Raw genomic sequence first — 24,098 nt, 5'->3', positions numbered from 1 at the left:
CGTACGAGGCCGTGTCCCACCACGTCGCAGCACCATTGATGCTCGCGAGTTCGCCGAGGGTGTCGACGTGCAGGGTCGTGGTGAGGTGTCCGTCGGTGACGGATTCGAGCCAGCCCGCGGCGCTTCTATGTAACGGCGGACATTGTTGTCATCTTTGTACTGTAGGTCTCGCCGATTAATGCCGACGCGCTCACTGGCTGCATAGATTTGCTGCTGATCAACTCGAATATCCCTGACTCCCCTTGTGTTCTGGAGCTGGTACACGAGCTCCCAGACTTCGGCGTTCTGGTTCGCGTTCTTCCCCGCGGTCCGTCCTAAAAAGAGGCTTATGCAAAAATCGATTGACCCAGTATAAATTAGTGCGTGTCGGTCACGAAAAACACCGGCTGATCCGTTTTGCTTGAAGAGCAACTTCCAACAGAAACTCTTCGCAAAGGAACCAGCCGGTGCACAAGCAGACTACTACAGGGATGACGACCGAGCAATATGCGATTCTCGCCGAACGGATCGAAAACGAATTCCTGTGGCAGCGGCGGCGAGGACGGCCACGCAGACTGTCGCTCGCCGGGGCACTACAGGTCACTCTTCTCTACTATCGCCACAACGTCACCGAACAGTTGATCGCCGATGTGGTCGGTGTCAGTCAGTCGACCGTGTCGCGAACAATCGCGCTAGTGGAAGCGATGCTCACTGTCGTGACCGACGACGAGCAGCCGGACGTCGAGGCTGCGGTCGGCGAGACGACGGCCGTCATCGACGGGACCCTCCTCCCGTGCTGGTCCTGAGCAGACGCGCCCGAGCTGTACTCCGGCAAACACAAGACCACGGGGCACACCTGCCAGGTCCTCGCCGATCTCTCCGGTCGGCTGATCCACATTTCGGATCCGATTCCGGGCAAACACCATGATGCTCACGCATTCCGAGAATCACACTTGGCCGACATCATCAACCTCTCGAATACTTTGGCCGACAAAGGCTACCAAGGCGCCGGAATGATCACACCAATAAAAAGGAGACCCAGCGAAGAACATTTGCCAGAGCACGCGAAACAGCACAACCGTTTCGTGAACACTCACCGCTACGTGATCGAGAGAACAATCGCTAACCTTAAAACCTGGCGAATCTTCCACACCGACTACAGACGACCACTGCGCACTTTCCCAGACGCCTTCAACGCCGTCCGCGGACTAATCTTCTTCACCCAGAACGAAACCAATTTTGCATAAGCCTCACTCTCCGGCATCAACATGATACCGAACGCGCGCGTTGCACAGGAAAGGCTGGCTGTTTCGATTCTTGTGCATGATGGCGAGCAAGCGGCACGGGCGCACATTGAAGCAGAGCTCGCAAAGCTTGCAGGCAGATCCCAATCACGCCTCCCACTACGATCGGATTTTTGCCGAACAGTTCCTTGCTTATCTCGACCGGATGCCCAGTTGACACAGGCTGCTCGCGTAAAGGGAAGAGAGTCCGTCGATTGGGGCCCTTCGGGGCGGGCCGGCAACTAGTGCCTTCTCTTCGCGGGGAAGGAGACGAAAATACAGGTGATCGAGGGGAGCAAGGTTGTGAAAAGGTCCACGCGTATTTGGATCTGCGGCGCGGTGAGTTCCAGCCGTGTGAGGAGAAAGTACCGCCCAAGACGGGGCCCTCCGACGGGCGGCCGGACCGGGACTCGACGTCTGTAGGTGGCGGGACAGAGTACTGATGCGCGCGGCAGGGTGACCGTAGTCACCCAAACGACGACGCGGAGCCAGCTCCCTCTACGACGGCCTCGGCCGCCGCACCCGCGTCACGGACAGTGACGGCGGCCAGCGCTCCTACGCCTGGAGCGCCGCGGGCTGGCTCGAATCCGTCACCGACGGACACCTCACCACGACCCTGCACGTCGACACCCTCGGCGAACTCGCGAGCATCAATGGTGCTGCGACGTGGTGGGACACGGCCTCGTACGCGCCCGCACTGCTCTCCGTGGGCGACACCCCGATCCGCGCCACCCCCGGAGGCGTCACCGGCATCGGCGACACCTGGGTCGGCGCCGGCTGGTGCACCGAGCGCGCAACGACCTCGGAGGACCCGTGGGGCGCGGCCCCCGGCTCCGACGCGGACCTCCCGCCCGGCCTCGACCTGCCCACCGGGATCAGCCGCCGCCTCGGCGGAGACATCCCCACCACCCGTCTGGATGATCGTCCCCTCACCCCTGTCCGACCGCGCCTCACCGGAGCCGCCCTCGTCGCGAAAGGCCAACGAGGCGTCCAAGCCTCCATCGAAGCCCTCGAAGCACGCGGCGATACCCTCGTCGGAACCGAGATCACGCTCATCGTTGGCGGAGTCCGAACACGCATCGACATCCTGGCTATGACACCATCTGGGGAGCTGTACTTCATCGAAGCCAAGAACGGCCGCCACGCGAAACTCACAAAGAACCAAGAATTCGCCTACCCTCTCATTAGAGCCGGTGGAAGCGCAATACCGGCCGGCCGGAAAGCAGAGGGGGCCGGCCTAGAGCTCGGGAAGCCCCTAGATGCGATGGTAGTGCGAGTAGATCCGTGGGATATCGGTTAGGAGAATAAGTTGTCATTTCACACAGAAGTTGAAACGGTTTGCGTTCGCAAGCTGAACGAAGCGGGGTTTAGAAAAAAGAGAAACATCCTTGTGCTGCCCTTATCTGAGGGATGGCAGGGGTGGGTCGGGCTGAGTAGTAGCGGCTGGAGTCCACGGGAAGGAGAAATTCATCCAGTGATCGGTGTGGTGTGTGACGAGATCCAACGAATTTACTACGAAGTGGAGCCCGACCTCCCAGGAAGGAAATATCCCACCCCGACCATTACAACGCCCATCGGCTATGCGGCCGAGAACCCAAGGTTCATGAAGTGGATCTTCACAAACGATGACACTGTCGAGGAGCGGGCGGCAGAAATGACTCAGGCTGTCGTCGACATCGGTATCCCCTATATGCGCAAGCACGCCTCACTCGACGCTGTCCGCACCACGCTTTCCGGTATCAACATGATTCCTCACGCGCGTGTTGCTCGCGAACGGCTTGCGGTCACGATTCTCGTGCAGGACGGTCGTGATGCCGCGCGTGCGCATATCGAAGCGGAACTCGCAAAGATCGCAGGCAAGGACGATCCCTCGACGCGCGTTGACCGAGACTTCGCGAATAAATTTCTTGCGTACATCGACCGGATCGCTCCCTGACCTGGTTTCGCTCATACAACCCGAGGTCCGTCAAGCCTAAACGGGATTATCGAGTCGCAGATAGCGAGCGGTATTGCCGCCCATGACAATAGCGAAAGCATCTACTACGAGATACAGCCGGAACTTCCGGGGGAAAACTTCCTTACGCCAACAATCTCGCTCCCCCTCGACCAAGCCGCTGACGACCGAAAACGGAGAGAGTGGCACTTCAAAAACGATGGCACTGTTGAAGAGCAGGCGGCGGATTTCACGCAGGCGGTGGTCGAGATCGGAATTCCCTACATGCGTAAGCACGCCTCACTCGACGCCATTCACTCTATACTGAGGCTTATGCAAAAATCGATTGACCCAGTATAAATTAGTGCGTGTCGGTCACGAAAAACACCGGCTGATCCGCTTTGCTTGAAGAGCAACTTCCAACAGAAACTCTTCGCAAAGGAACCAGCCGGTGCACAAGCAGACTACTACAGGGATGACGACCGAGCAATATGCGATTCTCGCCGAACGGATCGAAAACGAATTCCTGTGGCAGCGGCGGCGAGGACGGCCACGCAGACTGTCGCTCGCCGGGGCACTACAGGTCACTCTTCTCTACTATCGCCACAACGTCACCGAACAGTTGATCGCCGATGTGGTCGGTGTCAGTCAGTCGACCGTGTCGCGAACAATCGCGCTAGTGGAAGCGATGCTCACTGTCGTGACCGACGACGAGCAGCCGGACGTCGAGGCTGCGGTCGGCGAGACGACGGCCGTCATCGACGGGACCCTCCTCCCGTGCTGGTCCTGAGCAGACGCGCCCGAGCTGTACTCCGGCAAACACAAGACCACGGGGCACACCTGCCAGGTCCTCGCCGATCTCTCCGGTCGGCTGATCCACATTTCGGATCCGATTCCGGGCAAACACCATGATGCTCACGCATTCCGAGAATCACACTTGGCCGACATCATCAACCTCTCGAATACTTTGGCCGACAAAGGCTACCAAGGCGCCGGAATGATCACACCAATAAAAAGGAGACCCAGCGAAAAACATTTGCCAGAGCACGCGAAACAGCACAACCGTTTCGTGAACACTCACCGCTACGTGATCGAGAGAACAATCGCTAACATCAAAACCTGGCGAATCTTCCACACCGACTACAGACGACCACTGCACACTTTCCCAGACGCCTTCAACGCCGTCCGCGGACTAATCTTCTTCACCCAGAACGAAACCAATTTTGCATAAGCCTCAAGGTATCGGGGTTTGGACGATGAACGACAAACTGGCGAGCGCCGAGTCGTGCGCGTTGGTCTCCAGCCGGGCGGGGCGGTATGCAGCTGATGTAAAGGGAATCGATGTTCAATCGCTGCCCAAGAAATTTCGTCCGGCTGACCGGATCCTTTCCCTGCACCCCATTCTTCACACATACGCTCCATCCCGCGTGGGCTGTGCCAACCACAAGGAATTTGCTTATTGCCTTTAATCGGAGGGCTGCATCTGGGGGGCCGCATGAGCCAGGCGGCCGGGCACTTCGTTGACCGTGCGCGGTCTACCGCATTCACGAGCTCATTCGCTGTAGGTGCGAGCGACAGCAGCGGTGGGGGCGCGTACAAATCCCGTCCGTGAGGTGATAGGTGCGAACCGGTCACTGGGCACTCGGGCATCAACCGTCGTCGAATCGTCCACTCATTCATGTTCATTCATTGTGAATCCGCTTGGTTCTCGAGGTCGTCTCGCGGCATAATGCCCAGGCGCGCTTGCGCTTGAGCGAACGTCTCCGACGGGGACACTCGGGTGAAGATCGAATCTGTTTGTTCTCGTTCGACGATGTAGGAAGGTCCAGGAAAGAAGTCGTCATCGAACGGGCGCAAGCCATAGGCGGCACAGTAGTCGGCGAGCATCTCGGGAGTGAACCGATCGGCGACACGGCGGTTCGTGTAGGCGGAGATGTCCTCGAATGGCAGTGGTTCACCGTAGGTGTGGAATGTCCAGCGGCTATCCTGGGTCAACTCGATGACCCTTACAGTCTCCGCGAGGCCCGCAGAGGTGTCGGGGTTCGGACGATGAACGACAAACTGGCGAGCGCCGAGTCGTGCGCGTTGGTTTCCAGCCGAGCGGGGCGGTATGCAGCTAATGTAAAGGGATTCAGTGTTCAACCGTTGACCCAGCACTTTCGTGGGTCCGACCGGGTCAGTCCCCTGCGCCCCGTTCTCAACAAAAGCGCTCCAATCTGGGTTGGCGGTGCCTATCACGAGAAACTTATGCGGTGATCCAAATTCCAACGGTTCCAGTGAAGGTGCCGCCTCGGACAGCCCTCCCGTTATCTCAATGAGAGTGTCGCCTGAGTCCTCATCGTGGTCCCATTCGTAATAGGTTCGGGCGACGGCGGCGGCAGGGGCACGCAGGAAACCCATCCGTGACGTGATGGGCGCAAATCTATCCCCGAGCACTCGAGCATCAATCATTAGGTTTCCCGTCCCTTAATCCACTGTTCGAAGTTCGATGACCCCGTTCGGGTCATTAGCTCTCAATCTTGCCGCATGATCCGGACCCCGACCGGAGGATTGAGTGTCCCATTCAATGTAGCGACGAACTCTGTTGGCATCGGTATATTGTAGGTCGGGTCTGTTGATTCCGACGCGCTCACCGTCCGCATTGATCTGTTGCTGGTTCACTCGAATGTCGGAGACTCCCCTCGTGCGCTGAAGCTGGTCGACGAGGTTCCAGACTTCCTCGTTTTGATTTGTGTTCTTACCTACCGGCCGCCCTAAGGGCTCTTTCGCTAGCGGTGGCGTCGGGCTGACATTGATGTCCTGCGGAAGTCGTGGTACTGCTGATATGTCGTCGAGTAGTTTGTCTGCTGGTGTGCCGAGGCGGCGGGTGGCGGCGCCGCCGAGCCCTCCGGTGACGGCTCCGCCCGCGCCTCCTCCTGCGGTGGCGCCGAGGAGCCCGCCCGGGTTGTGCGGGCCCGGGCCGGTGAGGTACTGGGCCGCTCCGGACACACCACCGTCCGCGGTGTTGGCGATCACTTCGGCCTTGAAGGCGCTCGCCCCAGCGCGGTAGGCGAGGGCCTCGGCGGCTCCTCCGGCGGCGCCGCCGAGCGCGCCGACCGCGGAGTCGATCCCGACCTGCCCCCAGTCGACACCACCGGTGGTCGCCTTTTGGGTCGCGATCGACACTCCGCCGGAAATCAGCGCCCCGGACGCTGCTCCGATGAGGACCATCCCGACAGGACCACCCACCCCGGTGAACATCAGCGCGACACCCGCCACGACCATGGCCCCCGCGGCGACGTACTCCCAGTTGTCGGCCCACCAGTCGCCCGCCGCAGCGAACGCCCCGTTGTTCCCGTCCCGATACGCCCGCAGATCCGCGTCTGTGACTGGCCGCAGACCTGTCGGATCCACCGCGTGCAGTGGGTCGTTCCCGGCGTAGGAGTATGGGTTCCCGGACCAGCCCGCGCCGATCACCGGATCGAGGGGATCCGCCGACAGGAAGCCTCGCGTGGCGGGGTCGTAGGCGCGGTGGCCGAGCCATTCCAGGCCCGCGATGGAGATGCCGCCGCTCCCGGTCAGGCCGACGCCTGTGGGCAGGTTGATGTCGGGCGGGAGCGTCCCGGGTGCGGCTGTGCCCCAGGGGTCGTCGGCGCTGGTTGCGCGCTCGGTGCGCCAGCCGGCGCCGACCCAGGTGTCGCCGATGCCGGTGACTCCGCCGGGGGTGGCGAGGATCGGTGTGTCGCCCACGGCGAGCAGTGCGGGCGCGTACGAGGCCGTGTCCCACCACGTCGCAGCACCATTGATGCTCGCGAGTTCGCCGAGGGTGTCGACGTGCAGGGTCGTGGTGAGGTGTCCGTCGGTGACGGATTCGAGCCAGCCCGCGGCGCTCCAGGCGTAGGAGCGCTGGCCGCCGTCACTGTCCGTGACGCGGGTGCGGCGGCCGAGGCCGTCGTAGACGTACTCGACGCGGGTGCCGTCGTCGCGGGTGGTCGAGAGCAGTTGGCCGGCGGCGTCGTAGTCGTGGACGCTCGTGCGGCCGTCGGAGTCGGTCTCGCGGGTGGGGCGTCCGCCGGCGTCGTACTCGAATCGGGTCGTGCCCGCCTCTGCGCGGGTTTCGAGGAGTTGTTGGGCGTCGTCGTAGCGGTAGTCGACGCCGCCGGTGGGTGCGTCGAGGCGGGTGATGCGGCCGTCCTCGTCCCGGGTCATGCGGGTCAGCGACGACCCGGTGCCCGCTCCCGTCCCGGTGCTGTGCTCCGTGACGAAGCCGTCGTGGTGCCGCCAGGTCTGAGCGATCCCTCCGGCGGTGGAGGCGATGAGGTGTCCGGCGGCGTCGTACTCGAACGTGGCACGGCCCAGCCGGGGGTGTTCGATCGCGGTGACCCGTCCGGTGCTGTCGCGTTCGTAGCGGGTGCGGGCACCGTCGGGGCCGATGACGGCGGTGCGGTTGCCGTCGGCGTCGTACTCCCAGGCGAGGCCGCGGTCGTTGCGGGTGCGGCGGATGAGCTGGTCGCGGCGGTTCCAGGTGAGGGTGTGCTCGAGGGGTCCGTCGGGGCCGGTGTGGTCGATGATCACCGCTTGCCGGGCGCGGAGGTCGCGGCGGGTTTCGGAGAGCAGGCGTCCGTCGGCGGTGAGGCTGGTTTCGCGGCCGGCGGCGTCGTAGGTCCAGGAGAGGCGGTGCCCCTCGGGGTCCTGCTGCCACAGCTGGCGGCCGGCGGGGTCGTAGCCGGCGGTCGTGGTGCGGCCGAGGGGATCGGTGGCGGCGACGGCGTGATCGGTGGCGTCGAAGGTGCGCCGGGTGATGCCGCCGAGGGGGTCGATGATGACGGTGTTGCGGCCGCGGTCGTCGTACTCGTACCGGGTGACGCCGCCGATGCCGTTGACGGCTTCGACGAGCCGCCCGGCCGCGTCGTACCGGAACCGGCGGGTGCCGTGCCAGGAGTCGTGGGACCAGACGACGCGGCCGAGCGGGTCGTAGCGGTAGCGGGCGGTGCCGCGGCCGGGGGTGTGCCGGGCGGTGGCGCGGCCAGCGGCGTCGTACTCGCTCCAGCCGGTCTCGCCGGTGGGTCCTCTCCAGCGGATCTGGCGCCCGTCGGCGTCGTACTCGAGCGTCGTCGAGGCGCCGGCCGGATCGGTGAGGGACGCGAGGCGCCCGCACCGGTCGTACTCGAACCGCGTGGTGGCGCCGGAGGGGGCGATCTGTTCGGTGATGCGGCCGGCGGCGTCGCGGATCAGGTGGGTGAGGCCGCCTTCCTCGTCGACGAGTTCCACGGGGCGGCCGCACCTGTCGTAGACGGTGAGGGCCGTGGATCCGTCGTGCGCCTCGGTCGCGACGGGCCGGCCGAGGGGGTCGAAGCGGGTGCGCGAGGAGGCGGCGGAGTCCGAGACGGCGGTGGTGTGCGGGTCGGTGAAGACGGTGGCGCGCGAGCCGGTCGGGTCGATCAGGGCGCTCAGCGCGCCGTCGGCGTCGTACTCGCGGCGCCAGAGGTGCCCGGCGGGGTCGGTGGTCTCTGTCAGTCGCGAGAGCGCGTCGTACGCGAACCGCCACGAGCTCCCGTCCGGCAGCAGCGCGGCCGAGACGTTCCCGAGGTCGTCGAACTCCCGCGTGATCGCCCGGCCGAGCGGGTCGATCGTGCGGGACACCGCGCCGTGCTCGCCGTGCTCCATCACGGTGCGGGCCCCGAGCGGATCGACGAGAGCGGTGAGGCGTCCGCCGCTGTCGTACTCGTACCGCCAGGTCGCGCCGAGCGGGTCGCGGCGGGAAGCGAGAAGACCGGCCGGTGTGTAGCGGTACTCGGTGCGCGCTCCGGAGGGGGTCACGGCGGCGACCACGCGGCCCGCCTGGTCGCGCAGCAGACGCGCGGTGTTCCCGTCCGCGTCGGTCGTGCTGATCAGATCCCCGAACGGGTCGTAGCCGAGGCGGACGCTCACCCCCTCCGGGTCGGTGACCTCGGTCAGCTGGCCGTCGACCCAGGTCAGACGGGTGCGTCCACCCTCCGGGTCGATCACGACACTCGGGGAGCGGTCCTCGTCGTCCGCGTACTCGTAGCTCGTGACTCCGCCCTGCTCGGCGACGACCGTGGTCACCCGGTCGGACTCGTCGTAGCCGCGGGTGATGTCCGCGCCGGAGGGGGTCTTCGTGCGGACGAGCCGGCCGCGATGGTCGTAGGCGTGCGCGGTGACCGTCCCGTCGCGGCCGGTCGCGGTGAGGAGGTTCCCGGCGGCGTCGTAGCTCATCGACTGCCGGCGCCCCGCCGGATCGATGATCCCCACGAGCCGGCCCCGGGTGTCCGAGATCCAGGTGTTCGAGCGGGACCCGTCCGTGTCCGACACGACCGTCGCCCGGCCGGGCAGGTAGGCGTACCGGGTGGTGCGCCCGAACGGTGAGGTCTGCGACACCACTCGTCGCTTCGCGTCGTAGCGGTTGCGGACCTCGACGACTCCGCCCGCGTCCGTCACCGACTCGATCAGACCCTGGGCGTTCCAGCCATACCGGCGCGTCCCGCCCGGCCCGGCCGCCGCGACGAGCCGGCCGGCGTCGTACTCGTACTCCACCCGGCGGCCGTCGGAGGCGTGCGCGACGACGATCCGCCCGCCCGACCACTCCACAGCCACCCATCGGCCGCGCTCGTGCCGCAGCCGCGTCAGCGCGCCGTGCTCGTCGTACTCGACGTCGACCCGTGTCCCCGGGCCGCTGCCCGCCGACAGCCACCGCCCGCCCGCCGTGAACAGCCACCGGGAGCCGTCGTTCCCCGAGACCACGAGCCGCTCACCCGTGCCCTCCGGGTCGCTCTCGCGGGCGAGCCATCGGCTCTCGCCGACCGCCCGGTCCCAGCCCTCGCCCTGGCGGGGGAACAGCAGCTCCCGCCCGTCGGGGAGCACAAGGGTCGCGCCGTCGTCCTCCACCCGCAGCCGCACCTCGGCCACCGAGGACCAGCCCGCACCGAACGCCCCGGCACGCTCATCGAGGGAGTTGTAGGTGCGCTCCCACCGCAGCGAGCCCGTTCCGCCGGTGAACCCCAGATCGACCTCGGTCTCGAGGAAGTTCCCGGTGGTCGTGTTCACCGGGTCGTCCGCGTAGCCGGACGTCGGCGGCGCCCCGTACACCTGAGCGGGCGTGATCGCGATGTCCTCCCGGGACAGCGCCACCCCCGCCGACCCCAGCGCGAGGGCCAGCGCACTGTCCGCGACCGTGGACACCGTTCCGTCCCCGCCCGCCGCCGCGAACGCGTCCGCGATGCTGCGCGCCCACTGCACGTCCTGGTCGTTCGCGGCCAGCCACGAGACGACCCCCGACACCACGCTGTCCGCGTCCAGATGCCCCCACCGGCACTGCTCAGCGAAATCCGTCAGCAGGCCCCGCAACCGCCCCGGACGCTCCCGCAGCTCGTCGTTCGCGGACGACGACGCATCGGCGAACGCCCGCAGATCCTCCGGCCGCGCGGACGAGGTCCCCCCGCCCATCCCGCCGCCGCCCGGGGCCGGGGTCTGACGCGCCCCGACCGCACCCTGCTCGACGGGGATCGACACCTGCTCGGCAGCAGGCCCGACCGGCGGGTCCTCCTCGCCGAACAGCGTCGCTCCGAGCTGCTCGACCAGGTTCCGGGAGTCCTGCTCCCGCTTCCACTCCCGCGCCAGGACCCGGCGCCGCTGCTCCTTCGCGGCCTCGTCCCGCAACCGGCCGGCCGCCGTCGCGACCTCGCGCAGCCGCGCCACCAGCTCGGCCGCGTCTGTCGCGCCGGTCTGCGCGTTCTGGCGGAACACCTCCGAGAACCGGCCACGGAACTCCGCCAGCGCCGTCACCGCGGACCCCGCCCGCGAACCGGACTGCCCCTCGACCACAGCCGCCGCGTCGGTGAACGCCGACACCACCGCCTCCGCCACCCCCGCAGCGAACGGAACGTCCTCCTCGATCGCACCCAGATCCGCCACCGCTACCGCCCCTTCTCCAGACCTCGTCGTCACGAGACCGCGGACGGGATCGTGAGATTCGCTCGGAATACTAGACCACGAAGGGTGCGCGATTCCCTCTCGGTGACGGCCGTGCGCGATCTGGTGCTCGCCGGCCGTGGCCCGGCACTCGTGCGGCACACGGAGTCGCTCGCGCGCTGAGCCGCGGCGGATCGGCGGCGGAGAGGGGCCGCCGCCGGTCCGTCAGCGGCCGGGCACCAGGCGGGTGAGCCGGCCGATCAGCCACTCGATCGGCCCGAGGCCGACGAACCGCCACCACAGCACGCCCACCGCCCAGACGCCGAACACGAGCACGAGGAACGCGAGCGGAGTGTCGGCGGAGTAGCCGAGCCCCGCCTTCGCGAACGCCGCGACCAGCGCGACCTGGAGCACGTACACCGAGAGCGCGACGGTGCCCACCGCCCGCATCGGCAGGAGCACCCGGTCGACGACGGGCGCGCGAGCCGTCGCGAGCAGCACCACGACGACGTAGGTCGCGAGCACGAGCCCCAGGTCGTGCAGGGTGTCGGGGAGGCTTCCCGAGACCGAGTCCGTCCCGGCGATCCGGTCGACCACCACACGCACCGGGTAGGCGACGACGGCCACCACCGCGAGCACGGGCAGCAGCCGATCGCGGCGGAAACCGTGCCGGAGCAGCAGCGCGCCGAGGAGGAAGAAGGGGAGCAGGTTGGTGACCCGGTAGCTCGGCCCGGTGAACAACCACACGGTGAGCAGGTCGAGGGGGCCGGGGGGATACGGCGTCACCGGTCCGACCGCCGCGAGCACGGCGGCGTTCAGCGGCCCGGCGACCAGCGCGAGCACGCCCGCGATCGCGCCGATCAGCCACGGCCGCAGCAGCAGGAGCGGTGTGCCGATCGCGAGCGTGACGCCGAGGAACTGGAGCACGATCGCGATCCAGCTGCCCCACCCGCCGAGCCACAGACCGAGCGCGATGAGCACGGCCCCTCGGATCAGGTTCTGCAGCACGGTACGACGGGCGGAGGCGCCGGGCCGCGCGAGCACCAGGGCGGCCGACATCCCCATCACCAGAGCGAACAGCGGAGAGGCGAGGTCGTTGATGTTCCACGCGATCAGGCCGCTGGCTCCCGTCCGCGCCGTCGGCACGAGGGGCATCGCGTGCGCGATCAGCATGGCGACGACGGCGACTCCCCGCAGCACATCGGGGACGACCAGGCGGTCGGAGCGGAGTCGCGGAGCCGTCGCAGTCATGCCGAGAGGCTAGGGGCGCCGCGGCCCCCGCGCCCGCCGCTCCTCCGCCTCGCGCCAGCTCGGCGGGAACGGCCGCCCGTGCACACCCGCAGCATCCGTTCTCTTCGAGAAGATCGCGGGTGTGCTCGGCGCATCCGGAGCCGAGCTGGGCATGCTGAAGGGATGACAGACGCTGCTCCGCACCCCGCCCGCCCACGACGCGCCCGCAATCAGCACGTGCTCACCGTGCTGCGGACCGAGCGCCTCACCGCGCACCTCGTGCGCGTGCACCTGGGAGGCGAGGGGTTCGGAGCGTTCCTGGCGGACGCCGATCCGGGCCGGCTCGCCGCGACCGACCGCTACGTGAAGCTCCTCCTCGCACCGCGCGGATCCACGCTCGAGCCGCCCTTCGACCTCGACGCCCTGCGCTCGAGCGTCCCCGCCGAGCAGCTGCCCGTCCGCCGCACCTACACCGTCCGCTCGCTCGATCACGAGGAGCAGTCGGCCGCCATCGACTTCGTCGTGCACGGCGACGAGGGAGTCGCTGGTCCGTGGGCGCTCGCGGCCCGCCCGGGCGACAGGGTCGCGCTCTCGGCCCCCGGCGGCGCGTGGTCCCCGCGGGTGGAGGCCGCGCACCTGCTCCTCGGCGACGACTCCGCTCTGCCGGCGATCGCCTCCGCCCTTGAGGCGATGCCTGAGCAGGCGCGCGGACTCGCGCTGATCGAGGTGCACGGCGCCGAGGACGAGCTCGTGCTCGCGGCTCCGGACGGAGTGGAGGTGCGCTGGCTGCACCGCGGCGGCCTCGAGGCCGGGCACGCCCTGGTCGCAGCGGTGCGCGCCGAGCCGCGGCCCGAGGGTGAGCTCGAGGTGTTCGCGCACGGCGAGCGCACGGCCATGAAGCAGCTGCGCGCCCTGCTGCAGGACGAGTGGGGCGTGGAGCGGCGCGCTCTCTCGCTCTCCGCCTACTGGGCGCTCGGCCGGGCCGAGGACCGCTTCCAGGCGGAGAAGCGCGAGCCCGTCGGCGCGATCTTCGCGGACTGAGCGCGGCGGATCGGGGAGGCAGCTCGGCTCCCCGGCTGCCGAGCACCGGGCTCTGCGCGACTCCGGGGCGGCCGCAGACCCCCGCCGGTTCGGCGATCGAGGAGTCGTGCTGAACCGACGTCGCGGGGTCGCGGCAGGATCGCCCCGCGGCCCCGGTCCTGACCGCAGAGCGCTCCTTGGCAGGGGACCGGACCGCTGGGCCGACGATGAGCGTCACCCGAGCCCCGATCTCCGCCAGGCGGCGCGCACCCTGACGGTCCGCGCAGCCCTCAGACCTGGGCGGTCCCGCTGTCCTCGACCGGGCCTGAACCGGCCTCGGGCTCCTCGGCGATGTCGGTGCCGGTCTCGTCGGCGCGCTCGCGCAGCGCCTCCGCCATCGCCCCCGCACCCTCGGCACCGTGGTCGTGCTCGACCTGGTCGATCAGCCCGCTCAGCTTCTCGTCGTTGCCTGCGTCGTCGCTGCCGGCCATGACGGGCCCGTCCTGCTCGGGCCGGCTCTGCTCGCTGTCGCTCATCGCGCTCCTCCTCCATCGACCGGCGTCGGTGCCGGAGGCTCCGACGATACGAGCGGAATCGTCGATCCGCAGGCCATTGACGTCGGCGGCCTTTCGCAATAAGGGATCGAAAGCGAGATCCGCTCCTTTTCTCACCTGAGCGCCTATCGATTTCGGTGCGGACGGTAATTCCCCGTGGTTGAAGGTGAACTGTTCTCCTCCGGTACCGCTCTCGACTACTCGTCCTGCTAGGCTCGGCCTACTTCTGCTCCAGGATCGGTGGTCGTCCTCAGTGGACGATGATCATCCACACGCCTGTTATCGATCATCACCAGTGAAGGCGCGTATGGCTTCGTATCTGTTCGTCAGTTCCGGGGGAGGACATCTCAAGGAGATGTTCGCTCTCTCGGGTCTGCTCGGCGTCGACCCGTCCGAGCAGCACTGGGCCACCGTGGACAGCGCGCTCAGCCGTACCCTCCTGAGCGACCGACGGGTGACGCACCTGGCCGACGCTCCGCCCCGCGCCGTCGTGCCGATGCTGCGGAACGCGGCGATCGCCCGCTCGGTCCTGGCCCGCGGCTCCTACGACGCGGTGTTCAGCACCGGCGCGAGTCCAGCCCTCTCCTTCCTCCCGCTCGCCGCGTCCCGGGGCATCCCGGCCCACTACATCGAGAGCGCCGCGCGCGTGCTCGGTCCCTCGGTCACCGGCCGCATCCTCGCGCGGATCCCCGCCGTTTCGACGTACACGCAGTACCGCTCGTGGGCCGACGACCGCTGGCGGTTCGGCGGCTCGATCTTCGACACGTACCGGGTCGAGGCTGTCGCTCCGCGGCCGATCCGCCGCGCCGTCGTCTCGGTCGGGACGCAGGACGGCTACCCGTTCCCTCGCTTCTTCGCCGCGCTGGCACCGCTGCTGGAGGGAGTGGAGGTGCTGTGGCAGACGGGAGCGAACGACGTCTCGCAGCTGGGCATCGAGGGCCGCCACTCCGTGCCGCACGACGAGCTCAACGAGGCGATGGCGGCGGCCGACATCGTCCTCGCGCACGGCGGCGTGGGCACGGCGCTCAGCGCCATCCAGCAGGGCCGGGTGCCGATCCTGGTGCCCCGGCGGGCCGCCGCCGGCGAGCACGTCGACGACCACCAGGTGCAGATCACGACGCGGCTCGCCGAGTCCGGTCTCGCCGTCACCGTCGGGATCGAGGGCCTCACTCGCGAGACTCTCGATCTCGCCGCCTCCGCGAGAGTCGTCTCAGCCGAAAGCGCTGTGCCTTTCGTCCTCCAGCGCGCTGTCGAGAAGTCCGCCGGTCGATCCCGGCGCCTCTTCAGCGCAGCCCGGTGATTGCCGAAAGGCGATCAGATGTGATCCGCACGTCATCTGAATGTCATCTGCGGCCCGTACACTCACCAGTGGGTCGGGGGGTCGATCGAGACTTCTCGTGCGTCGATATCGGCTACGTCGATATCAGAAGGGCCGGCGGGATCGACGCAGCCGGCGACAGCTCCGAAGGAACCTCGATATGACTGACACCTCGCGCGGAATCCCGCGCCGCATTCTTCTCGCCGGAGCAGCCGGAGTCGCCGGCGCTGCCCTCGTCGCCCCTCCCGCCGCCGCCGCCGCGAACTACTCGGTGATCCCCCGCCTGCCCGGAGAGATCTCGCGCACCGACACCGCGACCTCCCGCGTCGGCCGGAAGCCCTACGAGATCGTCGACGTCGTGATCGGCACCGACCGGGCCCGCCTCTTCGTCCCGCACACCGCCGTCCCGAACAGGGGCGTCCCGGTGCCCGTCGTCTGGTACTACCACGCGAGCGGGAGCAGCTACGAGGCGCTCTCGGGCGCCTACCAGTACTCCGCGGACCAGCTCATCGACCAGGGCATGGTCAGCATCTGCCCCAATTACGGAGGCAGCACCGCCTACACGAACTCGACCGCGCTCGCCGCGCAGGCCGCCGCCGTGCGGTACGTGACCGGGCTGTGGAGCGTGCGGGCCAGCTTCCTCCGCTCGAACTCCGGCGGCGGCGCCCTGCTGTGCTGGGCCTACGCCAACCGCCTGATCCCGAACATCTACGGCGCGTACCACGCGAGCAGCGTCTACGACCTCGAGGACACCGAGTCGCGCGACCCGGGACGCGTCCTCGCCGTCTACGGCGGCGACCGCAACGCCCTGCGCGACGGCAACCCCTCGCGTCTCCCGCAGTCGGCCTGGGCGCGCACGCGTCTGCGCATCTCGGCGGGCTCGGCCGACACCCTCGTCCCCGCCGAGATCCACGGCGGGCGCCTGCGCCGCCTGGCCCTCCCCGTCGCCCGGGAGGCGACCATCGTCTACCACAGCGGCGCCGGCGGCCAGTTCGGCCACGTCGTCCCCGGCCTGACCAACAGCGACACGGTGCTGACCTTCCAGCGCTGGCTGCAGGAAGGTGCGGCCTGACCGACGGCAGGACCGACGCTGCTTCTCCGCTCCGGAGGCAGGCGTCGCGGTCCCGCGGTCGAGGAGGAGGGAACGGCGCAGAGGGCGTCCCGACCGCCGAGAGGCGGCGCGCGGAGCCACCGCGCACCTCCGCACGCCCCGACGGCCGCCCGGCCGTGGGGTGCGCCCCTGCCCACTCGCCTCCCCTCCCGACGCCAGAAGGACACCCCGACGTGATCGATCTCCTCCCGCGGCGGCTCGTCGTCGGCACGCTCCTCGCGGCCGCCGTGGTGATCGTCGTCGGCATGGCCTACGTCTTCACCAGCCGCACCCCCGGAACGGGCGTCCAGGTGATCGTGCTCGGCATCGGCGGGATCGTCGGCGCCGTCGTCCTGCTTCGCGTTCCTGCGCACTGGCTGCCGGCGATGGCGCTCGCGTTCTTCGCGGTCGTCCCCACTCCGATCACGCCGTCGAGCTTCACCTTCCGGATGACGCTCTGGGCGGTCGTCTTGATCGTCTGGGTGGTGCGCCGGGCCCTCGCTCCGCAGCTCTGGCGGGCTCCGATCCGCGACTGGATGCGCGAGCTGGTGCTCACGCCGTGGCGGGCCATCGCGATCCTCGCGTTCGCGGCGTTCCTGGTGTGGTCGGCCGTCGCGACGGTCCGCGGCTCCTTCGCCTCGGCGGGGATCTCGTGGATGGTCAGCATCGCCGTCTGCGTGGGTCTGCCGATGCTGGTGTTCGACGCGCAGCGCGAGGCCGTGCTGCTGCGCAAGACCTGGGTCGCCCTCTCGGGGCTCCTCGCCCTCTACGCCTGCCTCGAGCTGGTGGCGCAGAGCTCGCCGATCATCGGTCCGCTCTACGCGGCGCTGGGCACCGAGCAGGATCAGCACTGGTCGCTCTACCGCGCCGAGATCACCTTCGGCCACCCGCTGCTCGCCGGCACGTTCCTCACCGTGGGAGCCGCGCTCGCCTTCGGGGCCTGGCTCCAGGGCTCGCGCCGCAGCGATCTGCTGCTCGGGATCCTCGCCTCGGCCGGAGTCGTGGCGACCGTCTCGCGCGGCCCGATGGCGGCCGTCGCCATCACGGTGGTCGTCGCGCTCGTCGCGGTGAGCGTCATGAACCCGGACCGCTCCCTGCTGCGACCGGGGTCGATCCTGATCGCGGGTCTCATCGCGGGCGTCGGCGTGCTCAACTTCGAGCCGGTCACGGCGCGCAACAACAACCTCGACGCCTCGATCTCGGCCGGAGCGCGCGATCTCGCGGTGACCGTCGCATTCAAGGCGGCCGAACTCTCCAACTGGCTGGGCTCGGGAGCCGCGACCTCGGGTATCAGCGGTCGCACCTTCTCGGACGTGGTCATCGAGAACTCGTTCCTCCAGCTGCTGATCAGCGTCGGTGTGCCGGGTCTGCTGTTCTTCGTCGTCCTCGCGATCGCTCTTCTCGGCAGCGCCCTCAGCCGCCGCGACATCGCCCCCGCCGCGGGACTGCTGGGCTTCCTGGTCTGCCTCGCCGGCTACAACGCGATCGACGCGGTCCGCCCGAGCCACCTGCTCCTGGGCTTCCTCGTCATCATCTGCCTCAACCCGGTGCACGTCCCCGAGTTCTCCCGGGGCATCCGGATGCGCCAGCCGGTCGGCGCGCGGATCTTCGATGCGCCGATGGCCGTCGGGATGCGGGGCGAGCGATGAGCCGCCGCTCCCGCCGGTCGGACTCGTCTCCCGCCGCGCTGGTCGTGCAGCAGTCGCTCGCGCAGCCCGACGCGACCACGCAGTACGTGGACTCGATCGTCGACGGCGTGGCGCCGGGCGTCGAGCTGCTGTTCTTCTCGTGGCGCAGCGCCCTGCTCGCCGACTACGACGTGCTGCACGTGCACTGGCCGGAGCTGATGATCCGCGGTCGGAGCCGGCGGCACCGGTTCCTGCGCCGCCGCGCTCTCGACGTGCTGCTCGTGCGCCTGGCCCTTCAGCGCATCCCGCTCGTGCGCACGGTGCACAATCTGCATCCGCACGAGCTCGGGCCCGCCGCCGAGCGTCGCTCGCTCGCCCGGATCGACCGTGCGACCGACCTCTTCATCCGTCTGAATCCCACGACCGTCACCCCGGGGTCGGCGCCTGCCGTGACCGTGCTGCACGGTCACTACCGCGACCAGTTCGCGCGGCACCCGCTGCCCGGGAGCGAGCACGGCCGCGTGCTCTACTTCGGCATCATCCGCCCCTACAAGGGAGTCGTCGAGCTGATGGACGTGTTCCACGGCGTGGAGGACGACTCGCTCTCGCTGCACGTGGTCGGCAGCCCCAGCATCGGCCAGCGCGAGCTGGTGGAGGAGCGGGCCGCCCGCGACGCGCGCGTGCACATCACGCTCCGCCGCGTCGACGACGCCGAGATGGTCGACGAGATTGGCCGGGCCGAGCTGGTCGTGCTGCCCTACCGCGAGATGCACAACTCCGGCTCGATCCTGGTCGCCCTCTCGCTGGGCCGGCCGGTGCTCGTGCCGCGCACTCCGGCCAACTCGGCGCTCGCCGAGGAGGTCGGCGGCGACTGGGTGCTCGAGTATGACGGCGACCTCGCGCCCGAGCACCTCGCCTCCGCTCTCGAGCGCACGCGTACTCGCCCGCCCGAGGGGCTGCCGGCTCTCTCCGGGCGGGACTGGGACGTGCTCGGACGCGAGCTCAAGAAGGCCTACGAGGGCGCGATCGCCACCAAGAAGGGCTCGCGATGACCGCGGCGACTCCCGCACCGACCCCGACCCCGACCCCGCCCCCGAGCCTGGGCCGTTCCGCGAGCCGCGGCGCCGCCGTGACCATCGGCGGCCAGGCGATCCGCATCGCCGTGCAGCTCGGCAGCATCGTGATCCTGGCGCGTCTGCTCGCCCCGGCCGACTACGGCCTGCTCGCGATGGTCACCGCCATCATCGGCATCGGCGAGATCTTCCGCGACTTCGGCCTCTCCTCCGCCGCGATCCAGGCGAAGGAGGTCACCCGCGGCCAGAAGAGCAACCTGTTCTGGATCAACGCGGGCATCGGCCTCGTGCTGACCCTCCTCGTGATCGGCGCCTCCTGGCCGATCGCCGCGCTCTACGGGGACCCGCGTCTCCAACTGTTGACCGTCGCGCTCTCGTCGACGTTCCTGCTCAACGGCGTCGCGACCCAGTTCAGGGCCGACCTCGCCCGGCACCTGCGCTTCGTGAAGCTCACTGTGGTCGACATCGCCGGCCAGGTCCTCGGCCTCGCCGTCGGCGTGCTGATGGCGCTCGGCGGCGCCGGCTACTGGGCGCTGGCCGCGAGCCAGGTCGTCCAGCCGCTCATCGGCGTGGTGATGCTGCTCGTGATCACCGGCTGGATGCCCGGCCGGCCGCGCCGCGGCGAGGAGATGGGGCACTTCCTCCGCTACGGGGGCGGCGTCTTCGCCACTCAGGCCCTCACCTATGTGAGCAAGAACGTCGACTCCGTCGTCATCGGCGCCCGCTTCGGGCCGGTCGACCTCGGCCTCTACAACCGGGCGTTCCAGCTGATGATGCTGCCGCTGCAGCAATTGAACGCGCCCGCCCAGCGCGTGGCCCTGCCCGTGCTCTCCAGACTCCAGGACGAGCGGGAGCGCTTCCGCACCTTCGTCCTCTTCGGCCAGTCGGCGATGCTGACGGTGATGGGCCTCGTGCTGGCCGTACTCGGCTCGCAGTCGGACGCGGTCATCCGGGTCCTGCTGGGGGAGCGCTGGCTCGCCTCCGTGCCGATCTTCCAGATCCTGCTCGTGGCCGGCTTCTTCCAGGCGACCGCCTACTGCTCGTGGTGGGTCTTCCTCGCCAAGGGCCTGGTCCGCCAGAGCGTCTGGTACAGCCTGGCGACGCGTCCGCTGATGGTCGTGCTCATCCTGGTCGGCTCGAACGGGGGAGTGACGGGCGTCGCGGTCGCCTATGCCGCCTCTCTCGCGCTCACCTGGCCGATCGGGCTGATCTGGATCGGCCGCTCCTCCGACGCCCCGGTGCGCGAGATGTTCACCAACGGGCTGCGCAGCCTGATTGTCTTCGGCTCGATCACGGTCGGATCGTACTTCTCCACGGTCGCCCTGCCCGCCGGGCAGCCGTTCCTCCGCCTGCTGGTCGGCGGCGCCGCGGTGCTCGCGGGCGTCGGTGTGTGGATGCTGATCCTGCCCGCCTTCCGCCGCCAGATCGTCGGCCTGGCCGACCTCCGGCGCCACTTCCGCCGTTCCCGCCCCGCCGCGGCTCCCGCTCCTGCCCCGGTCGACGCCACCAGCCCTGCCGGTGACAGTGCTCTGGTCGACGGAGCGGTCACGGCCGGCACCCCCGACTCCGAGCGGCAGAACGCCGCCGTTCCCCCCACTGGAAGAGATCTATGAGACTCAAGCTCGGCGTCGTCAAGTCCTGGAAGAAGGACTTCGTCACGACGACCCGCCTGCCCGCCCGTCGCGACGCGGCGGTGCTCCGCGAGGCTCTCGCGAGCCTCCGCCCCGAGCCGGAGGCGCACCTCGTGCTCGCCGCGCCCGGCAGTGGCAACATCGGCGACCAGGCGATGCTGGAGGCGTTCCTCGAGAACACCACCGGCCCCGTCATCGTCGTTCAGCGCTACGCCGGCGACGCGGTGATCCCCGAGGAGCAGACCGAGCGGGTCGAGCTCGTCGAGCTCCCGCACCTGGTCTACGGAGTCGGCGACGCCCACGCGGACGACCTGCGCCGCTACGCCGCTCTCGTCCGCCGCTCCCGCTCGGTGTCCGTCGTCGGCGCCGACATGATGGACGGCAAGTACAGCCTCCGCGGCTCGGTGCGCCGCTCGCTGCTCGCGCAGGCCGCCGCCGAGGCGGGGGTGCCCACCCGGATCCTCGGCTTCAGCTGGAACGCCTCGGCGCGTCTCGCCGCCCGCCACTCGCTGGTCGCCGCCTCCCGCGCCGGAGCCGTGCCGCTGCTGCGCGACCCGCTTTCGGCCGAGCGCGCCCGCCGCAACGGCGTCGCCCGGGTCGAGGAGGTCACCGACATCGTCTTCTCGGCCCGCACCCGCGACCCTCGCTTCCGCGACGCGCTCGACCTGCCGGCAGGCGTCCCCTTCGCGCTGGTGAACGCGAGCGCCCTGGTCGCCGGCATGGTCGACCAGGTGCCCGAGTACGCGCAGATCGTCGACCGCCTGCGTGCGGCCGGAGTCCACGTCGTGCTCCTCCCGCACGTCTCCCGGCCCGTCGGCGACGACAAGGTCGCGGTGCGCGCGGTCGCCGAGCGCGTGGGGACCGAGGGCGTCACCGTCGTCGACCGCGTGCTGATGCCCGCCGAGATCCGCAGCCTCGCCGAGGACGCTCTGCTCACCGTCACCGGGCGGATGCACCTCGCGATCATGTCGCTCTCGCTCGGTGTCCCGGCGATCACCCTCGCCACCCAGGGGAAGGTCGAGGGCATCATGCGCCTGATCGGCCTGCCGCAGCTCTGCGTCGAACCGGTCCCCGGCTTCGCCGACCGCGTCCTCCCGGTGATCGACCGCATCCTCGCCGAGCGGGGCGACGGAGGCGTGCGCGCCACCATCGAGGCCGCACTGCCCGAGGTCCGCCGGCTCTCGGCGCTCAACACCCGCGGCCTCGGCGCGGAGGTCGTGCGATGAGCGCGACCCAGGAGAAGGGACCGCTCATGCGGATCATGTTCGTCGTCACGTCGCTGCACGGAGGCGGGGCCGAATTCGTCGCGCGCACCTGGATGGGCTGGCTCCTCGAGCAGGGCCACCATGTGGATGTGGTCACCACGTCGGTGAAGAGCACCGACGAGTACCTGCCGGAGGGCGCGACACTGCACCGCATCGCCGAGGGCAGGGGGCACCTCGGCAAGGCCGCGCTGCTCAAGGAGCTGTTCCGCCGCCGCACGCCGGACGTCGCGGTCGCGCTCCAGGGCTACCCGAACATCGTGCTGCTGGCGTCGGCCGAGATGACGGCCCGCTCCGATCGGCCCAAGACCATCGTGAGCGAGCGCAACCTCGTCTCCCTCGGCATCCCGGGCTTCTCGCCCACGCAGAAGCTCCAGCTCGCGCTCGCCAAGGGGCTCTACCGCCGCGCCGACCACGTCATCGCGATCTCCCACCCCGTCGCGGGCGAGCTGGTCGCCGGTTTCGGAGTCGCCGGCGAGCGCTGCACGGTCGTGCCCAACCCGGCGACCGCGAAGGTCGACCGCTCCCGTCAGGTCGCGCGAACTCCCGGCACCGCCGCGGGCCTGCAGATCGTGCTGCCCTGCCGCCTCGTCGTGCAGAAGCGGCCGGAGCTGGCGATCCTCGCGGCCGAGGAGCTGGAGCGCCGCGGCATCCCCGCGAAGGTCGTCTCGTTCGGTGGCGGCCCGCTGCTCGACACGCTCCGTTCCGAGGCGACGGCCCGCGGCGTCGACTTCGACGACAAGGGCTGGGTCGAGGACTGGTTCCACCACTTCGACGAGAACGCCGTCGTGCTGCTCCCGTCGCTGCGCGAGGGCTTCGGCAACGTGCTCGTCGAGGCCGCAGCGGCCGGTGTCCCCTCGGTCGCGGTCTCCGGGGCTCTGGGAGTCGCGGACGCGATCGTCCCCGGCCTCACCGGCGAGCTCGCGTTGACCCCCTCCGCCTCCGACCTCGCCGACGCGCTGATCCGCGCCAGCGAGCTGGAGGTCACCGGCATCGACCGCTGGCTCGACCGCTTCTCGCTCGAGTCCAGCGGCCGCGACCTCGAGACGGTGCTCCGCCGCGTCGTGGGCGAGAAGTGACCCTCGTCTCGGTGGTCCTCCCCGCCCATCAGGAGGAGGCGCACCTCGCCGGCACGCTGGAGCGGCTGCTGCGGCAGACCCACGCCGAGCTGGAGATCCTCGTGGTCGACGACGCCTCCACCGACCGCACGGCGGCCATCGGCCGGGCGTTCGCCGACGAGCACGAGCGGATCCACTACCTCCGTCAGGAGGAGAACCAGGGAGTCGCCGCCGCTCGCGAGCGAGCGGTCGGCGCGGCGACCGGCGAGTGGGTGTGGCTCGTCGACGCGGACGACGAGTGGCCGGAGACCGCGATCGAGGTCATGCTCGCCGCGGGTGAGCACGGACGCGCCGACGTGGTTGTGGCTCAGGCCCGCACCGTCGAGGCCACCGGCTCCACGCCCGTCGGCTCGCTCCGCGGACCGCTCGCCCTCTCGGGCCGCGGCGCGTTCACCGCGCTGCTCGTCGGGGAGTTGACCGGCCACCTGTGGAACAAGCTGTTCCGCCGCGAGCTCTTCGCCGGCATCGACTTCACCCGGATCCGCCAGCACTCGGATCAGGCGCAGGTCGCGCAGCTGCTCGCCGCGGCCGACGAGGTCGTGGTGATCCCCGACTCCGTCTACGAGTACCACCTGCGCTCCGGATCGATCATCCGCTCGGGAGCGAAGCGGGCCGACTCCCTCGCCGCCCTCGCCGAGGTGATCGAGCGCACGGCCCGCGGGCTCGACCCGCGCGTGCTCGGCTCCCGCGACTACGCCTACTACCGGGCACGGTTCAGCCTGCTCTCGCGGTTCAAGGACGCCACCTCGGGGGCGCACACGCCCGCCGACTCCCGCCGACTCTGGCGTGCCGCCCACGACGAGGCCCGGCTGCGGCACCTGCTCGCGCTCGCCGGCCGTCGCGACGTCGTCCGCTCGGTGCTCTTCGGCCTCGCCGTTGCGGCGCCTCCCCTCTACCGCATCGCGCTGCGGGCGGGGAACGGACGCCGGTGACCGCGGCTCCGACGGGATTCGAGAAGAGAGAGGAATTCTCCTTCCCGGCCGAGTCGTCTTCGTTATCGAGCGGAATGTGCGGCGCGGACGATACGCCTTTAGTCTTACTCCGTGGTCGCATTCTGCGGTCGCGCCCGTG

The 24,098-nt window shown here is 69.1% G+C and carries 19 protein-coding genes; 15 read left to right on the top strand and 4 right to left on the bottom strand.

Features of this window, described 5'->3' with window-relative positions; genetic code table 11:
- Positions 1-446 precede the first annotated feature (446 nt).
- From GSU10_RS15355 to GSU10_RS13815, 6 genes are all read left to right on the top strand, one after another.
- Entirely contained in the window at positions 447-785 is a 339-nt protein-coding gene (locus tag GSU10_RS15355; protein ID WP_208859919.1) for a helix-turn-helix domain-containing protein, read from the top strand.
- Between the two features lie 15 nt (positions 786-800).
- A complete protein-coding gene (locus tag GSU10_RS13835) occupies positions 801-1,226 on the top strand; it encodes a transposase family protein (RefSeq protein WP_208859929.1) in 426 nt (141 codons plus the stop codon).
- A 742-nt stretch (positions 1,227-1,968) separates the two neighbouring features.
- Positions 1,969-2,562 carry a nuclease-related domain-containing protein gene (locus GSU10_RS13830; RefSeq protein WP_241972938.1) on the top strand — a complete coding sequence of 198 codons (594 nt, stop codon included), beginning with the start codon at positions 1,969-1,971 and terminating at the stop codon, positions 2,560-2,562.
- 9 nt (positions 2,563-2,571) lie between these two features.
- Positions 2,572-3,198: a hypothetical protein gene (locus GSU10_RS13825; RefSeq protein ID WP_132505911.1), complete on the top strand. Its 627-nt coding sequence runs from the start codon at positions 2,572-2,574 to the stop codon at positions 3,196-3,198.
- A 448-nt stretch (positions 3,199-3,646) separates the two neighbouring features.
- Entirely contained in the window at positions 3,647-3,985 is a 339-nt protein-coding gene (locus tag GSU10_RS15350; protein WP_208859919.1) for a helix-turn-helix domain-containing protein, read from the top strand.
- Positions 3,986-4,000: 15 nt separating this feature from the next.
- Positions 4,001-4,426: a transposase family protein gene (locus tag GSU10_RS13815; protein WP_208859928.1), complete on the top strand. Its 426-nt coding sequence runs from the start codon at positions 4,001-4,003 to the stop codon at positions 4,424-4,426.
- Positions 4,427-4,881: 455 nt separating this feature from the next.
- Here GSU10_RS13815 and GSU10_RS13810 read toward each other — a convergent pair whose 3' ends face one another.
- The 3 genes from GSU10_RS13810 to GSU10_RS13800 form a co-directional block, all read right to left on the bottom strand.
- On the bottom strand, positions 4,882-5,595 hold the full coding sequence (locus GSU10_RS13810) for a hypothetical protein (RefSeq protein WP_132505069.1): 714 nt from the start codon (positions 5,593-5,595) through the stop codon (positions 4,882-4,884).
- A 66-nt stretch (positions 5,596-5,661) separates the two neighbouring features.
- A complete protein-coding gene (locus tag GSU10_RS13805; protein ID WP_132505068.1) occupies positions 5,662-11,106 on the bottom strand; it encodes a DUF6531 domain-containing protein in 5,445 nt (1,814 codons plus the stop codon).
- 222 nt (positions 11,107-11,328) lie between these two features.
- Positions 11,329-12,354 (bottom strand): DUF418 domain-containing protein, encoded by a 1,026-nt coding sequence (locus GSU10_RS13800; RefSeq protein WP_068208743.1) that lies wholly within the window; start codon positions 12,352-12,354, stop codon positions 11,329-11,331.
- 162 nt (positions 12,355-12,516) lie between these two features.
- On the opposite strand from GSU10_RS13800, the gene GSU10_RS13795 reads away from it, so the two are divergent.
- A complete protein-coding gene (locus GSU10_RS13795) occupies positions 12,517-13,374 on the top strand; it encodes a siderophore-interacting protein (RefSeq protein WP_068208741.1) in 858 nt (285 codons plus the stop codon).
- A gap of 269 nt (positions 13,375-13,643) precedes the next feature.
- On the opposite strand, the gene GSU10_RS13790 is transcribed toward GSU10_RS13795, so the two are convergent.
- Positions 13,644-13,889, bottom strand: coding sequence for a hypothetical protein (locus GSU10_RS13790; RefSeq protein ID WP_068208740.1), 246 nt, complete (start codon positions 13,887-13,889; stop codon positions 13,644-13,646).
- A 373-nt stretch (positions 13,890-14,262) separates the two neighbouring features.
- Here GSU10_RS13790 and GSU10_RS13785 point away from each other — a divergent pair, with 373 nt between their 5' ends.
- The 8 genes from GSU10_RS13785 to GSU10_RS13750 all read left to right on the top strand — a co-directional run bounded on the left by GSU10_RS13785 (position 14,263) and on the right by GSU10_RS13750 (position 23,959).
- The gene (locus GSU10_RS13785) at positions 14,263-15,207 is read left to right on the top strand and encodes a glycosyltransferase (protein ID WP_158286115.1); all 945 of its coding nucleotides are present in this window, start codon (positions 14,263-14,265) and stop codon (positions 15,205-15,207) included.
- Positions 15,208-15,385: 178 nt separating this feature from the next.
- On the top strand, positions 15,386-16,297 hold the full coding sequence (locus GSU10_RS13780) for a hypothetical protein (protein ID WP_068208737.1): 912 nt from the start codon (positions 15,386-15,388) through the stop codon (positions 16,295-16,297).
- Between the two features lie 212 nt (positions 16,298-16,509).
- Complete coding sequence (locus GSU10_RS13775) at positions 16,510-17,964, top strand: O-antigen ligase family protein (RefSeq protein ID WP_132505067.1); 1,455 nt, start codon at positions 16,510-16,512, stop codon at positions 17,962-17,964.
- On the top strand, positions 17,961-18,995 hold the full coding sequence (locus GSU10_RS13770) for a glycosyltransferase (RefSeq protein ID WP_068208730.1): 1,035 nt from the start codon (positions 17,961-17,963) through the stop codon (positions 18,993-18,995). The genes GSU10_RS13775 and GSU10_RS13770 overlap by 4 nt, the downstream gene beginning before the upstream one ends.
- The gene (locus GSU10_RS13765; protein WP_068208727.1) at positions 18,992-20,629 is read left to right on the top strand and encodes a lipopolysaccharide biosynthesis protein; all 1,638 of its coding nucleotides are present in this window, start codon (positions 18,992-18,994) and stop codon (positions 20,627-20,629) included. Before GSU10_RS13770 ends, GSU10_RS13765 begins: the two co-directional genes overlap by 4 nt.
- Positions 20,626-21,873 carry a polysaccharide pyruvyl transferase family protein gene (locus GSU10_RS13760; protein WP_132505066.1) on the top strand — a complete coding sequence of 416 codons (1,248 nt, stop codon included), beginning with the start codon at positions 20,626-20,628 and terminating at the stop codon, positions 21,871-21,873. Before GSU10_RS13765 ends, GSU10_RS13760 begins: the two co-directional genes overlap by 4 nt.
- Positions 21,870-22,988, top strand: a complete 1,119-nt coding sequence (locus GSU10_RS13755) for a glycosyltransferase (RefSeq protein WP_068208723.1) — start codon at positions 21,870-21,872, stop codon at positions 22,986-22,988. Before GSU10_RS13760 ends, GSU10_RS13755 begins: the two co-directional genes overlap by 4 nt.
- A complete protein-coding gene (locus tag GSU10_RS13750; RefSeq protein ID WP_068208721.1) occupies positions 22,985-23,959 on the top strand; it encodes a glycosyltransferase family 2 protein in 975 nt (324 codons plus the stop codon). Before GSU10_RS13755 ends, GSU10_RS13750 begins: the two co-directional genes overlap by 4 nt.
- The last annotated feature ends 139 nt before the right edge of the window (positions 23,960-24,098 follow it).

The sequence above is a fragment of the Rathayibacter tanaceti genome (assembly GCF_009834165.1).
Taxonomy (GTDB): Bacteria; Actinomycetota; Actinomycetes; order Actinomycetales; family Microbacteriaceae; genus Rathayibacter; species Rathayibacter tanaceti.
This window is presented reverse-complemented; position numbering and strand designations above follow the sequence as displayed.

What these genes read in the sequence shown, in the direction of transcription:
- GSU10_RS13760 (WP_132505066.1), top strand. Translation starts at nt 20,626, where the DNA reads ATGAGACTCAAGCTCGGCGTCGTCAAGTCCTGGAAGAAGGACTTCGTC.
- GSU10_RS13795 (WP_068208741.1), top strand. Translation starts at nt 12,517, where the DNA reads ATGACAGACGCTGCTCCGCACCCCGCCCGCCCACGACGCGCCCGCAAT.
- GSU10_RS13765 (WP_068208727.1), top strand. Translation starts at nt 18,992, where the DNA reads ATGACCGCGGCGACTCCCGCACCGACCCCGACCCCGACCCCGCCCCCG.
- GSU10_RS13780 (WP_068208737.1), top strand. Translation starts at nt 15,386, where the DNA reads ATGACTGACACCTCGCGCGGAATCCCGCGCCGCATTCTTCTCGCCGGA.
- GSU10_RS13790 (WP_068208740.1), bottom strand. Translation starts at nt 13,889, where the DNA reads ATGAGCGACAGCGAGCAGAGCCGGCCCGAGCAGGACGGGCCCGTCATG.
- GSU10_RS13800 (WP_068208743.1), bottom strand. Translation starts at nt 12,354, where the DNA reads ATGACTGCGACGGCTCCGCGACTCCGCTCCGACCGCCTGGTCGTCCCC.
- GSU10_RS13785 (WP_158286115.1), top strand. Translation starts at nt 14,263, where the DNA reads ATGTTCGCTCTCTCGGGTCTGCTCGGCGTCGACCCGTCCGAGCAGCAC.
- GSU10_RS13810 (WP_132505069.1), bottom strand. Translation starts at nt 5,595, where the DNA reads ATGGGTTTCCTGCGTGCCCCTGCCGCCGCCGTCGCCCGAACCTATTAC.
- GSU10_RS13770 (WP_068208730.1), top strand. Translation starts at nt 17,961, where the DNA reads ATGAGCCGCCGCTCCCGCCGGTCGGACTCGTCTCCCGCCGCGCTGGTC.
- GSU10_RS13755 (WP_068208723.1), top strand. Translation starts at nt 21,870, where the DNA reads ATGAGCGCGACCCAGGAGAAGGGACCGCTCATGCGGATCATGTTCGTC.